This is a genomic window from Citrobacter sp. Marseille-Q6884 (assembly GCF_945906775.1).
Classification (GTDB): Bacteria; Pseudomonadota; Gammaproteobacteria; order Enterobacterales; family Enterobacteriaceae; genus Citrobacter.
In genome coordinates, this window is sequence record NZ_CAMDRE010000002.1 from 149,319 (window position 1) to 161,827 (window position 12,509).

Annotated in this window: 14 protein-coding genes; 12 read left to right on the top strand and 2 right to left on the bottom strand. The window is 53.3% G+C overall.

Annotation, left to right across the window (positions count from 1 at the left end):
- Positions 1-30: 30 nt before the first annotated feature.
- From rseA to acpS, 10 genes are all read left to right on the top strand, one after another.
- Positions 31-681, top strand: coding sequence for an anti-sigma-E factor RseA (gene rseA, locus N7268_RS15750; protein ID WP_198903288.1), 651 nt, complete (start codon positions 31-33; stop codon positions 679-681).
- Positions 681-1,637 carry a sigma-E factor regulatory protein RseB gene (gene rseB, locus N7268_RS15755; protein WP_260863643.1) on the top strand — a complete coding sequence of 319 codons (957 nt, stop codon included), beginning with the start codon at positions 681-683 and terminating at the stop codon, positions 1,635-1,637. The genes rseA and rseB overlap by 1 nt, the downstream gene beginning before the upstream one ends.
- Complete coding sequence (gene rseC, locus N7268_RS15760) at positions 1,634-2,113, top strand: SoxR-reducing system protein RseC (RefSeq protein WP_260863644.1); 480 nt, start codon at positions 1,634-1,636, stop codon at positions 2,111-2,113. The genes rseB and rseC overlap by 4 nt, the downstream gene beginning before the upstream one ends.
- A 264-nt stretch (positions 2,114-2,377) precedes the next feature.
- The gene (gene lepA, locus N7268_RS15765; RefSeq protein WP_198903291.1) at positions 2,378-4,177 is read left to right on the top strand and encodes a translation elongation factor 4; all 1,800 of its coding nucleotides are present in this window, start codon (positions 2,378-2,380) and stop codon (positions 4,175-4,177) included.
- A gap of 15 nt (positions 4,178-4,192) precedes the next feature.
- Positions 4,193-5,167, top strand: a complete 975-nt coding sequence (gene lepB, locus N7268_RS15770; protein ID WP_260863645.1) for a signal peptidase I — start codon at positions 4,193-4,195, stop codon at positions 5,165-5,167.
- Positions 5,168-5,437: 270 nt separating this feature from the next.
- Positions 5,438-6,118 (top strand): ribonuclease III, encoded by a 681-nt coding sequence (gene rnc / locus N7268_RS15775; RefSeq protein WP_198903293.1) that lies wholly within the window; start codon positions 5,438-5,440, stop codon positions 6,116-6,118.
- Positions 6,115-7,020: a GTPase Era gene (era, locus tag N7268_RS15780; RefSeq protein ID WP_198903294.1), complete on the top strand. Its 906-nt coding sequence runs from the start codon at positions 6,115-6,117 to the stop codon at positions 7,018-7,020. Before rnc ends, era begins: the two co-directional genes overlap by 4 nt.
- A gap of 30 nt (positions 7,021-7,050) precedes the next feature.
- On the top strand, positions 7,051-7,779 hold the full coding sequence (gene recO, locus N7268_RS15785; protein WP_260864686.1) for a DNA repair protein RecO: 729 nt from the start codon (positions 7,051-7,053) through the stop codon (positions 7,777-7,779).
- Between the two features lie 70 nt (positions 7,780-7,849).
- Positions 7,850-8,581, top strand: a complete 732-nt coding sequence (gene pdxJ, locus N7268_RS15790; protein WP_260863646.1) for a pyridoxine 5'-phosphate synthase — start codon at positions 7,850-7,852, stop codon at positions 8,579-8,581.
- Positions 8,581-8,961: a holo-ACP synthase gene (acpS, locus tag N7268_RS15795; RefSeq protein WP_198903296.1), complete on the top strand. Its 381-nt coding sequence runs from the start codon at positions 8,581-8,583 to the stop codon at positions 8,959-8,961. The genes pdxJ and acpS overlap by 1 nt, the downstream gene beginning before the upstream one ends.
- Here the strand turns inward: acpS and N7268_RS15800 are convergent.
- Both N7268_RS15800 and N7268_RS15805 read right to left on the bottom strand, forming a co-directional pair.
- Positions 8,958-9,218 (bottom strand): YfhL family 4Fe-4S dicluster ferredoxin, encoded by a 261-nt coding sequence (locus N7268_RS15800; protein ID WP_003037590.1) that lies wholly within the window; start codon positions 9,216-9,218, stop codon positions 8,958-8,960. The two genes, acpS and N7268_RS15800, sit on opposite strands and share 4 nt — an antisense overlap.
- A 55-nt stretch (positions 9,219-9,273) precedes the next feature.
- Positions 9,274-10,122, bottom strand: a complete 849-nt coding sequence (locus N7268_RS15805) for a MurR/RpiR family transcriptional regulator (RefSeq protein WP_260863647.1) — start codon at positions 10,120-10,122, stop codon at positions 9,274-9,276.
- A 117-nt stretch (positions 10,123-10,239) separates the two neighbouring features.
- On the opposite strand from N7268_RS15805, the gene murQ reads away from it, so the two are divergent.
- Together murQ and N7268_RS15815 are read left to right on the top strand one after the other, a co-directional pair.
- Entirely contained in the window at positions 10,240-11,133 is an 894-nt protein-coding gene (gene murQ, locus N7268_RS15810) for an N-acetylmuramic acid 6-phosphate etherase (protein ID WP_260863648.1), read from the top strand.
- A 9-nt stretch (positions 11,134-11,142) separates the two neighbouring features.
- Complete coding sequence (locus tag N7268_RS15815; protein ID WP_260863649.1) at positions 11,143-12,507, top strand: PTS transporter subunit EIIC; 1,365 nt, start codon at positions 11,143-11,145, stop codon at positions 12,505-12,507.
- Positions 12,508-12,509 lie beyond the last annotated feature (2 nt).

The following is a 12,509-nucleotide window of genomic DNA, read 5'->3' on the forward strand; positions in this document are numbered from 1 at the left end:
GATAGCGGGATACTGGAAAAGGTATTAGGCATGCAGAAAGAAAAACTTTCCGCTTTAATGGATGGCGAAACGCTGGACACTGAGTTACTCAAAGAGTTGACTCACGACCCGGAAATGCAAAAAACCTGGGAGAGTTATCACCTGATTCGCGACTCCATGCGAGGTGATACCGCCGACGTTCTCCATTTCGATATTTCCGCCCGCGTAATGGCTGCCATTGCAGATGAGCCAGTGCGTCAGACGGCGCCTTTGATTCCTGAGGCCCAGCCAGCACCGCATCAGTGGCAGAAAATGCCATTCTGGAAGAAAATGCGTCCGTGGGCAGCGCAACTGACCCAAATGGGTGTGGCTGCGTGCGTATCACTTGCAGTTATCGTTGGTGTCCAGCACTATAATGGGCAATCTGAAACGTCCCAGCAGCCCGAAACACCGGTATTTAATACATTACCGATGATGGGTAAAGCCAGCCCGGTGAGCCTGGGTGTACCTTCTGACGCGACGGCCAATGGCGGTCAGCAACAGCAGGTGCAGGAGCAGCGTCGTCGTATCAATGCCATGTTGCAGGATTACGAACTGCAGCGCCGACTGCACTCCGAACAGCTTCAGTTTGAGCAGGCGCAAACACAGCAAGCCGCTGTACAGGTGCCAGGAATTCAAACTTTAGGAACGCAATCGCAGTAATGAAGCAACTTTGGTTTGCCATGTCACTTGTGGCTGGTAGCCTGTTCTTCTCTGTAAACGCCTCGGCCAATCCCGCGTCCGGGGCGTTGTTGCAGCAGATGAATCTGGCCAGCCAGTCGCTAACCTATGAGCTGTCATTTGTCAGCATCAATAAACAGGGTGTTGAATCCCTACGTTATCGCCATGCTCGCCTGGATAACCGTCCTCTTGCGCAACTGTTGCAAATGGATGGGCCGCGTCGGGAAGTGGTACAACGTGGGAACGAAATCAGCTACTTTGAGCCTGGGCTCGAACCGTTTACGCTGAACGGCGACTACATCGTTGATTCTCTGCCATCCCTGATTTACACCGATTTTAAACGTCTTGCTCCCTACTATGATTTTATCTCAGTGGGGCGTACCCGCATTGCTGACAGACTCTGTGAAGTGATTCGCGTTGTGGCGCGTGACGGTACCCGTTACAGCTACATTGTCTGGATGGACACCGAAACCAAGCTGCCGATGCGTGTCGATCTTCTTGATCGCGATGGCGAAACGCTGGAACAGTTCCGCGTCATCTCCTTTATCGTGAATAGCGGTGTCGGAGACAGCATGCAAACGCTGGCGAAAGCGAATCTGCCGCCGTTGCTGTCCGTACCGGCTGGGGAGAAAACAAACTTCAACTGGAGTCCGTCGTGGCTACCGCAAGGTTTTAGCGAGGTTTCCAGCAGTCGTCGTCCGCTCCCGACGATGGATAACATGCCCATTGAATCACGCCTGTATTCTGATGGCCTGTTCAGCTTCTCTGTCAACGTGAATCGTGCGCAGCAAAACAGCTCCGATCAGTTGCTGCGAACCGGACGTCGTACCGTCAGCACCAGTGTGCGAGATAATGCAGAAATCACCATTGTCGGTGAGCTTCCACCACAAACGGCGAAACGCATTGCAGACAATATCAAGTTCAGGGCCGCACAATGATTAAAGAGTGGGCAACGGTGGTTTCCTGGCAGAATGGTCTGGCGACGGTTAGCTGCGATGTCAAAGCTTCGTGCAGCAGTTGCGCCTCACGGGCCGGATGCGGCAGCCGTGTGCTGAATAAACTGGGACCCCAGACGACGCATACCATTGTGGTGCCCAGCGCAGAGCCGCTGGCCCCCGGACAAAAAGTCGAACTGGGCATAGCCGAGGGAAGCTTATTAGGGTCGGCAATGCTGGTTTACCTGTCTCCGTTGGCGGGGCTGTTCATGATTGCGGCGCTGTTTCAGGTTCTGTTTGGTAGCGATCTCGCGGCATTAAGCGGTGCGGTGCTGGGTGGCGTGGGAGGATTCCTCATCGCTCGTGGTTATTCGCGCAAGCTGGCAGTACGCGAAGCCTGGCAACCGGTTATTCTCAACGTGGCTCTTCCGCCAGATTTACTGCGCGTCGAAAGCCCGGTCTCTGAAACATCTCAATAATACCGTTACCTGATGACGCAAACTTATCAGGCCTGCGGGGTATCCCCACACCAGGCCTGATAAGCTCTTTTCGCCGCCATCCGACAAAAGTTTCACCGACTTTGCAAAGTTGTTTCCAGTTCCCGCTATCCTTGCTCTATGAACATTTCCTCGCCTCAGCGTTGTAGTGTAGAATGCGGCGTTTCACTTAAACAGACGTTAAGCTCAGAACAGCGACTTCTCAGAGCCTGTCGAACCAGGCGTAAGGCACAATAATTACTCTATATGAAGAACATACGTAACTTTTCAATCATAGCTCACATCGACCACGGTAAATCGACGCTGTCTGACCGTATTATCCAGATCTGCGGTGGCCTGTCTGACCGTGAAATGGAAGCGCAGGTTCTCGACTCGATGGATCTTGAGCGTGAGCGCGGTATTACTATCAAAGCGCAGAGCGTGACGCTCGATTTCAAAGCATCTGATGGTGAAACCTATCAGCTTAACTTTATCGACACCCCGGGCCACGTTGACTTCTCGTATGAAGTTTCCCGCTCGCTTGCCGCCTGTGAAGGCGCACTGCTGGTTGTTGATGCCGGGCAGGGTGTTGAAGCGCAAACGCTGGCTAACTGCTATACCGCCATGGAAATGGATCTTGAAGTGGTGCCGGTACTGAACAAAATTGACCTGCCTGCCGCTGACCCTGAGCGTGTAGCGGAAGAGATCGAAGATATCGTCGGTATCGATGCGACGGATGCTGTGCGTTGCTCGGCAAAAACCGGCGTTGGCGTGACCGACGTACTGGAACGCCTGGTGCGCGACATTCCGCCGCCGGAAGGTGACCCGGAAGGTCCATTACAGGCGCTGATTATCGACTCCTGGTTTGATAACTACCTTGGCGTCGTTTCGCTGGTGCGTATTAAAAATGGCACCCTGCGCAAAGGCGACAAAATCAAAGTGATGAGTACCGGACAGGTTTACAACGCTGACCGTCTGGGGATCTTCACACCGAAACAGGTTGACCGTACCGAACTGAAGTGCGGTGAAGTGGGCTGGTTGGTTTGTGCGATTAAAGACATCCTTGGCGCACCGGTCGGCGATACGCTGACGCAGGCTCGCAACCCGGCGGATAAAGCGCTGCCAGGTTTTAAAAAGGTGAAACCGCAGGTTTACGCCGGCCTGTTCCCGGTCAGCTCCGACGATTACGAAAACTTCCGTGATGCGCTGGGTAAGCTGAGCCTTAACGATGCTTCTCTGTTCTACGAGCCAGAAAGTTCTACCGCGCTGGGCTTCGGCTTCCGCTGTGGCTTCCTGGGTCTGCTGCACATGGAGATCATCCAGGAGCGTCTGGAGCGTGAGTACGATCTGGATCTGATCACGACCGCGCCGACCGTAGTTTACGAAGTCGAAACCACGGCGAAAGAGACTATCTACGTCGATAGCCCGTCCAAACTACCGCCGCTGAACAACATCTACGAACTGCGCGAGCCGATCGCCGAGTGTCATATGCTGCTGCCACAGGCTTACCTCGGTAACGTTATTACGCTGTGTATCGAGAAACGTGGCGTCCAGACCAACATGGTTTACCACGGTAACCAGGTGGCGCTGACCTATGAAATCCCGATGGCGGAAGTGGTTCTCGACTTCTTCGATCGTCTGAAGTCTACCTCTCGTGGCTACGCGTCGCTGGACTACAACTTCAAGCGCTTCCAGGCGTCTGACATGGTGCGTGTGGATGTTCTCATCAACAACGAACGTGTCGATGCGCTGGCGCTGATTACGCACCGCGATAACTCTCAGAGTCGTGGCCGTGAACTGGTCGAGAAGATGAAAGATCTAATCCCTCGTCAGCAGTTTGATATTGCGATTCAGGCGGCCATTGGTACGCACATTATCGCGCGTTCAACGGTTAAACAGCTGCGTAAAAACGTTCTGGCGAAGTGCTACGGCGGTGATATTAGCCGTAAGAAAAAGCTGCTGCAGAAACAGAAAGAAGGTAAAAAACGCATGAAGCAGATCGGTAACGTCGAACTGCCGCAGGAAGCGTTCCTCGCCATTCTGCATGTCGGTAAAGACAGCAAATAATCCTAAGGAGTTGGCATGGCGAATATGTTTGCCCTGATTCTGGTGATTGCCACACTGGTGACGGGCATTTTATGGTGCATCGATAAATTTATCTTTGCGCCAAAACGTCGGGAGCGTCAGGCAGCGGCACAGGCCGCTGCGGGTGATTCACTGGATAAAGCAACGCTGAAAAAAGTCGCCCCTAAGCCAGGCTGGCTGGAAACCGGTGCATCCGTGTTCCCGGTACTGGCCATTGTGCTGGTGGTGCGTTCGTTTATTTACGAGCCGTTCCAGATCCCGTCGGGTTCGATGATGCCGACACTGTTAATTGGTGATTTTATTCTGGTGGAGAAATTTGCCTACGGAATTAAAGATCCCATTTACCAGAAAACGTTGATTGAAACGGGTCATCCGAAACGCGGTGATATCGTGGTCTTTAAATACCCGGAAGATCCGCGTCTGGACTACATCAAACGCGCTGTTGGTTTACCAGGCGATAAAGTCACGTACGATCCGGTGGCTAAAGAGGTTACCATTCAGCCTGGTTGCCGTTCTGGTCAGGCGTGTGAAAACGCATTGCCGGTAACGTACTCTGATGTTCAGCCGAGTGATTTCGTGCAGACGTTTGCCCGTCGTAACGGTGGTGAAGCGACCAGCGGTTTCTTCGAAGTCCCGTTAAATGAAACGAAAGACAACGGAATTCGTCTGTCCGAGCGTAAAGAGACACTGGGCGACGTTACGCACCGTATTCTGACCGTGCCGATCGCGCAGGATCAGGTAGGAATGTATTTCCGTCAGCCGGGTCAGCAACTCGCGACCTGGATCGTTCCGCCGGGACAGTACTTCATGATGGGTGATAACCGTGATAACAGCGCGGACAGCCGTTACTGGGGATTTGTACCGGAAGCGAATCTGGTGGGTAAAGCGACTGCTATCTGGATGAGTTTCGACAAGCAAGAAGGTGAATGGCCGACCGGCGTTCGTTTAAGCCGTATTGGCGGGATTCACTAATTGCTGATAATCGTTCACGTTGTCGTCATTATGGCGACAGCGTGAATTATTTCTCGGATAAATTCCCGCAGACTAACGACATCCCTTGTCGTTGTGTATAGAATATTCCCCCGAAGTTTTAGGTTGGCACCGTCAGGTTGCCACGGCACACGAAACAGCGTTGGTTCGTATACAAAAGCATTCAGGTCACGCCGAAATGGCTCACCGAATTGCGTATATCAGGTCTGTTTCGTGTGCTGGATTGTTGACGCATTCATTTATTGGTATCGCATGAACCCCATCGTAATTAATCGGCTTCAACGGAAGCTGGGCTACACTTTTAATCATCAGGAGCTGTTGCAGCAGGCATTAACTCACCGTAGCGCCAGCAGCAAACATAACGAGCGTTTAGAATTTTTAGGCGACTCTATTTTGAGCTTTGTTATCGCTAATGCGCTGTATCACCGTTTCCCACGTGTGGATGAAGGGGATATGAGCCGTATGCGTGCGACGCTGGTACGTGGAAATACGCTGGCTGAGTTAGCCCGTGAATTTGACCTCGGTGAATGTTTACGTTTGGGGCCGGGCGAGCTGAAAAGCGGCGGTTTCCGTCGTGAATCGATCCTGGCGGATACCGTCGAAGCATTAATCGGCGGTGTTTTCCTCGACAGCAATATTCAGACGGTTGAGCAACTGATCCTTAACTGGTATCAAACCCGTCTGGATGAAATTAGTCCGGGCGATAAACAAAAAGATCCGAAAACCCGTTTGCAGGAATATTTGCAGGGTCGCCACCTGCCGCTGCCGTCTTATCTGGTGGTGCAGGTCCGTGGCGAAGCACACGATCAAGAATTTACTATCCACTGCCAGGTCAGCGGCCTGAGTGAACCGGTGGTTGGCACAGGTTCAAGCCGTCGTAAGGCTGAGCAGGCTGCCGCCGAACAGGCGTTGAAGAAACTGGAGCTGGAATGAGCGAAGAGAAAACCTATTGCGGATTTATTGCCATCGTCGGTCGCCCGAACGTGGGTAAATCCACCCTGTTGAATAATCTGCTTGGGCAGAAGATTTCCATCACCTCACGTAAGGCACAGACAACACGTCACCGTATTGTTGGTATCCATACCGAAGGCGCGTATCAGGCGATTTATGTCGATACCCCGGGTCTGCATATGGAAGAAAAACGTGCCATTAACCGCCTGATGAACAAGGCGGCGAGCAGCTCTATTGGTGATGTTGAACTGGTTATTTTTGTCGTGGAAGGCACACGCTGGACGCCGGATGACGAGATGGTGCTCAATAAGCTGCGCGACGGTAAAGCGCCGGTTATTCTGGCTGTCAACAAAGTGGATAACGTGCAAGAGAAAGCCGATCTGCTGCCGCATCTGCAGTTCCTGGCAAGCCAGATGAACTTCCTCGATATCGTCCCGATCTCTGCGGAAACCGGCCTGAATGTCGATACCATCGCGGGCATCGTGCGTAAGCATCTGCCGGAAGCGATTCATCACTTCCCGGAAGATTACATCACCGATCGTTCTCAGCGCTTTATGGCCTCTGAGATTATCCGCGAAAAGCTGATGCGTTTTCTCGGTGCTGAACTGCCGTATTCCGTCACCGTTGAGATTGAACGTTTTATCTCTAACGAACGCGGTGGTTACGACATCAACGGTCTGATCCTCGTTGAACGTGAAGGGCAGAAGAAGATGGTGATTGGCAACAAAGGGGCCAAAATTAAAACCATCGGTATCGAAGCGCGTAAAGACATGCAGGAAATGTTCGAAGCGCCTGTGCACCTGGAACTGTGGGTGAAAGTGAAATCCGGCTGGGCCGATGACGAACGCGCGCTGCGCAGTCTCGGTTACGGCGACGACGTCTAAATCCCTGCAACTTGAAAGACGGCGGGTATGATGGAAGGATGGCAACGCGCTTTTGTCCTGCATAGCCGCCCGTGGAGCGAAACCAGTCTCGTACTGGACGTCTTCACGGAAGAGTCCGGCCGTGTGCGCCTTGTGGCGAAAGGCGCACGTTCCAAACGTTCCAATCTTAAAGGCGCACTCCAGCCTTTTACCCCTTTATTACTTCGCTTTGGCGGACGTGGTGAGGTGAAAACCCTGCGTAGCGCGGAAGCCGTCTCTCTGGCTCTGCCTCTTAGCGGTATCACGCTTTACAGCGGACTGTATATCAACGAGCTCATCTCTCGCGTGCTGGAGTATGAGACCCGTTTTTCTGCGCTTTTCTTCGATTACCTGAACTGCATCCAGGCGCTGGCTGGTGCGACCGGTTCGCCGGAACCTGCCTTGCGTCGCTTTGAACTGGCCTTACTCGGTCATCTGGGTTATGGCGTGGACTTCACCCATTGTGCCGGTAGCGGCGAGCCGGTGGATGACACCATGACCTATCGCTATCGTGAAGAGAAAGGATTTATCGCCAGCGTGGTGATTGATAACAGCACCTTTACCGGGCGGCATTTGAAAGCGCTTGAGTCGCGAGAATTTCCGGATGCTGATACGCTACGTGCCGCGAAACGCTTTACCCGTATGGCGTTAAAGCCGTATCTTGGTGGCAAACCGTTAAAAAGCCGGGAACTGTTCCGGCAATTTATGCCAAAACGCACAGTAAAAACAAACACACCCTAACGCATTTGAGTCGCAGGAAACCCACCTGCAATTTGAAATATGACGGGGATAATGATTAACGAGGATTGTCATGGCTGAATTACTGTTAGGCGTCAACATTGACCACATTGCTACTTTACGTAATGCCCGCGGCACCGCATATCCGGATCCGGTTCAGGCTGCATTTATCGTTGAACAGGCAGGGGCAGATGGCATCACCGTTCATCTGCGCGAAGACCGCCGTCATATTACTGACAGAGATGTGCGCATTCTGCGTCAAACGCTCGATACGCGTATGAATCTGGAAATGGCCGTGACGGAAGAGATGCTGGCTATCGCCGTTGAGACAAAACCGCATTTTTGCTGTCTGGTGCCGGAAAAGCGTCAGGAAGTGACCACCGAAGGTGGCCTGGACGTTGCCGGACAGCGTGACAAAATGCGTGACGCCTGCAAGCGTCTTGCCGATGCCGGTATCCTGGTTTCGCTGTTTATCGATGCAGATGAAGAGCAGATTAAAGCCGCTGCTGATGTTGGCGCGCCATTCATTGAAATTCATACCGGCTGTTACGCGGATGCGAAAACCGATGCTGAGCAGGCCGCTGAGCTGGCGCGTATTGCGAAGGCCGCGACCTTTGCCGCCAGTCTTGGCCTGAAGGTGAATGCGGGCCATGGCCTGACCTACCATAACGTCAAAGCCATTGCGCGTATCCCGGAAATGCACGAGCTGAATATTGGCCATGCGATTATCGGGCGTGCGGTGATGAGTGGTCTGAAGGACGCGGTAGTCGAAATGAAGCGTCTGATGCTGGAAGCGCGTGGCTAATGGCGATTCTGGGATTAGGCACGGATATCGTGGAGATTGCCCGCGTTGAAGGGGTGCTCTCCCGGTCCGGCGATCGTCTGGCTAGAAGAGTCCTGAGCGATAACGAATGGGCTATCTGGGAAACGCATCAGCAGCCGGTGCGTTTTCTGGCGAAGCGATTTGCGGTAAAAGAGGCGGCGGCAAAAGCCTTTGGAACCGGTATTCGTAACGGGCTGGCGTTCAATCAGTTCGAAGTGTTTAACGATGAGCTTGGCAAACCGCGTCTGCGTTTGTGGGGCGAGGCGTTAAAACTGGCGGAAAAACTCGGTGTCGCACATATGCATGTGACGCTGGCCGATGAACGTCATTACGCCTGCGCCACGGTGATTATCGAGAGTTAAAGTTTGTCCGCGTGATGCATCAACACAAACTTATCCCACAGCTGTTCTTCTGTTTCCACATGTGCCGGATCTTTCAAAATCGTATTGGGGATCGGGCACACCTTCTGGCAGGTTGGTGTGTCGTAATGGCCCACGCATTCCGTACATTTGTCGCTGTTAATCTCATAGATACTGTCACCCATCGAAATGGCCTCATTCGGACATTCGGGTTCACACATATCGCAATTGATACACTTTTTGGTGATTAACAGGGCCATCAGGAAACTCTCAAAACATCACAAATCGGGCGGGCATTATACGCGCATTCTTTGCTCAGACCAGTTTTTTTACCAGCGCTTCGCTGTGGCGTATACGCTCCGGCGCGTGTTCCAGATCCTGCTGAACCAACGCCATAAACAGTAAATCGGTGAGCATCATTTGTGCATGCGTTGATGAAATCGCGGCGCTGCGCGTGGCTTGTTCTTCGGCAATCGTATACAAGCAATGACTTGCTCGCTGTTGCAGGGCATTGGGGGTAAATCCGGTGATCGCGAGGATTTTAGCCCCGGTCCGTAACGTTTCATCTGCTGCCAGGTTTAGCTCACGTCGTTCTCCGGTATACGAAATGGCGAGCAGGAGATCATTGGGCGAAAGCGCCTGCACCGTCGCCAGCAGCGCGTGCATATCGCGTTCAACAACCGCATTGAATCCAATCTTCAACAGCTTCCAGGCAAAGTTCTGGGCAACCAGACCTGAAGCGCCAATACCGGTCAGGATAATGCGTCGGGCAGAGCGTAACATCATGACGCTCTCCATCAGTTTCTCTTCGCTGTTGATATCCAGTGTGGCATGCATTGCCGCCACGTTTTCCTTAATCAGTTTTTCGCCAACCAGACGCATGGGATCGTCACCGCGGATCTGATTGTGCACCGGAATGGAATGCGGATTAGGATTGCTGGCCAGCGCTTCGCTGATTGCCAGTTTTAATGCCGGAAACCCTTTAAATCCCATTTTTTGCGCGAACTTCACGACGCTGGACTGGCTGACGCCAGCTTCCGAAGCCAGTTGCTGTGAGCTGAGATGGCGCGCATCGTCCGGGTAGGCAAGGAGATAATCTGCAAGCTTTTTATCGCTTTGTGCGAGGTCCGGGTAACGCTGACGAATGCGAATCAAACAGTTCATGCTGTCTCCTGGCGAAAACGTGATGGCGATTACAAAACAAAATTTCACTCGCCTGGGTGAATATAATATTCCATTATGACGGATTATTATGAATTAAAAATTCCTAAGGAACAAAAAATGAATCTTGGTGCGTTAGTTTCAGAAACCCGCAACCCGCAGACGATGGATCTGGATGCGTTGTCTACGCTTGAGCTGGTTCATCGTTTTAATCAGCAGGATACGCTGGTAGCGGAAGCAGTAAAAGCAACTCTGTCTGAAGTTGCGCAGGCGGTTGATGCGGCAGCTGACGCGCTAAAAGCGGGTGGGCGCATTATTTACATGGGGGCGGGTACCAGCGGGCGCCTTGGCGTGTTGGATGCGTCTGAATGCCCGCCGACATTTGGCGTACCGCACGGCCTGGTTGTCGGGCTGATTGCCGGCGGTCCGGGCGCGTTGCTGAAGGCGGTTGAAGGGGCGGAAGACAATCCGCAGCTAGGGGAAGACGATCTGCGTGCGCTTAACCTCACCGCACAGGATCTGGTGGTTGGCCTGGCCGCTTCCGGGCGTACCCCGTATGTGATTGGCGGTCTGAAGTATGCCCGTTCGACAGGCTGCACGACGGTTGCGATTTCCTGTAACCCGGATTCTCCCATTGCCCGTGAAGCCAACATCGCGATATCTCCGGTGGTTGGCCCGGAGGCTCTGACGGGATCTACGCGCCTGAAATCCGGCACTGCGCAAAAGTTGGTGCTCAATATGATCTCCACCGGGGCAATGGTGAAGTTCGGCAAGGTGTATCAGAACCTGATGGTGGATATGAAAGCGACCAACATCAAACTGGTTGATCGCGCATGTCGCATGGTGGTGGAAGCAACTGGCATCACGCGTGAGGAGGCCCAGGCGCTGCTGAAGCAAACTGACTTTGAGGTTAAACCCGCAATTCTGATGGCGTTGACCGGGGGTGATGCCGCTGAAGCCAGAGCCAAACTTGCCGCTCACCAGGGTTTTTTACGCGCGGCGTTAGAACACTAAGGGGTAGACATGGACAAAACGGCGGTGCTTGCCAGCAACATCCTGCTGGGGATTGGCGGAGAAAAAAACATTCTGCGCCTGGAAAACTGTATGACACGCGTCAGAGTGGAAGTACAGGATGATGGCCAACTGGATATTGCGCGGTTAAAGCAGTTGCCGGGCGTCAGCGGCTATGTCAAACAGGGGGCGCAGCATCAGATTATTGTTGGGCCAGGTAAGGCGGCGAAAGTGGTGGACGCCATGCGCTCGTTGATTGCAGACGGTGGCGAACATCAGGATGTGGGTGACATTGAGCGCAATCGTTCTCAGGCCAAAGCGAAGTACAAAGCGCCCATGAGCGATGCGCTGCGTCAGCTGGCAAACGTCTTTATTCCGCTTATTCCGGCGTTTATCGCCTCTGGTTTGATTACCGGCATTATTAACATCCTCAAACGTCCGGATATTGTGGGGGATTTTGCGACCCATTATCCGAATATGCTGGGGCTGATGGGGATCTTCGGCAGCGCCGTGTTTGCCATTATGAACATTCTCGTTGGGGTGAATACCGCCAAAGTGTTTGGCGGTTCTCTGGCGATGGGCGGTGTCATGGCGGGTATCCTCTCCAGCCCGCAACTGGCGCAGATTACCCTGTTTGGCGAAGCATTGCAGCCAGGGCGCGGTGGGGTGATCGCGGTGCTGCTGGTCGTGGCGCTGATGTGCTGGATCGAGCGTAAATTCCGCGAGGTGCTTCCGGGATCGCTTGAGCTGATCCTGAATCCTCTGTTGACCACCATCATTACCGGAACGATTGCGATTGTGGCGCTGCAACCGCTCGGGGGTTGGATTTCGGAATCCATTGCTCACGGCGCGTCCTGGGCTATCGATCGCGGCGGTTTTCTGGTCGGTGCGGTGCTGGCTGGCACATTTTTGCCGTTAGTGCTTACCGGCCTTCATCAGGGACTGGTACCTATCCATGTTGAACTGGTGCAGGCACATGGCTATAACGCGCTTTTCCCCATCCTGGCGATGGCAGGCGTGGGGCAGATTGGCGCGGCGATTGCCGTACTGATGAAAACCCGCAACGCACGCCTGAAGAAAGTGATTAAAGGTGCATTGCCGGTAGGATTATTGGGCATTGGCGAGCCGTTGATTTTCGGCGTCACGTTGCCGCTGGGCAAGCCGTTTATCGGTGCCTGTCTTGGCGGAGCGGTAGGTGGCGCGCTGATCAGTTACTGGAAGGTCGCGACGGTCATCACCTTTGGTATCTCGGGATTACCGTTGGCACTGACGATTGTTGCCGGAAAAGTGATGCTCTATCTGTTAGGCTATCTGGTAGCGGTTATCGCCGGGTTCCTGTTTACCTGGCTATTGGGGTTCAACGATCCAGAGGACTAAGT

Excerpts from the sequence above, each read along its gene's own strand:
- rseA (WP_198903288.1), top strand. The coding sequence starts at position 31 with ATGCAGAAAGAAAAACTTTCCGCTTTAATGGATGGCGAAACGCTGGAC.
- rseB (WP_260863643.1), top strand. The coding sequence starts at position 681 with ATGAAGCAACTTTGGTTTGCCATGTCACTTGTGGCTGGTAGCCTGTTC.
- rseC (WP_260863644.1), top strand. The coding sequence starts at position 1,634 with ATGATTAAAGAGTGGGCAACGGTGGTTTCCTGGCAGAATGGTCTGGCG.
- lepA (WP_198903291.1), top strand. The coding sequence starts at position 2,378 with ATGAAGAACATACGTAACTTTTCAATCATAGCTCACATCGACCACGGT.
- lepB (WP_260863645.1), top strand. The coding sequence starts at position 4,193 with ATGGCGAATATGTTTGCCCTGATTCTGGTGATTGCCACACTGGTGACG.
- rnc (WP_198903293.1), top strand. The coding sequence starts at position 5,438 with ATGAACCCCATCGTAATTAATCGGCTTCAACGGAAGCTGGGCTACACT.
- era (WP_198903294.1), top strand. The coding sequence starts at position 6,115 with ATGAGCGAAGAGAAAACCTATTGCGGATTTATTGCCATCGTCGGTCGC.
- recO (WP_260864686.1), top strand. The coding sequence starts at position 7,051 with ATGGAAGGATGGCAACGCGCTTTTGTCCTGCATAGCCGCCCGTGGAGC.
- pdxJ (WP_260863646.1), top strand. The coding sequence starts at position 7,850 with ATGGCTGAATTACTGTTAGGCGTCAACATTGACCACATTGCTACTTTA.
- acpS (WP_198903296.1), top strand. The coding sequence starts at position 8,581 with ATGGCGATTCTGGGATTAGGCACGGATATCGTGGAGATTGCCCGCGTT.
- N7268_RS15800 (WP_003037590.1), bottom strand. The coding sequence starts at position 9,218 with ATGGCCCTGTTAATCACCAAAAAGTGTATCAATTGCGATATGTGTGAA.
- N7268_RS15805 (WP_260863647.1), bottom strand. The coding sequence starts at position 10,122 with ATGAACTGTTTGATTCGCATTCGTCAGCGTTACCCGGACCTCGCACAA.
- murQ (WP_260863648.1), top strand. The coding sequence starts at position 10,240 with ATGAATCTTGGTGCGTTAGTTTCAGAAACCCGCAACCCGCAGACGATG.
- N7268_RS15815 (WP_260863649.1), top strand. The coding sequence starts at position 11,143 with ATGGACAAAACGGCGGTGCTTGCCAGCAACATCCTGCTGGGGATTGGC.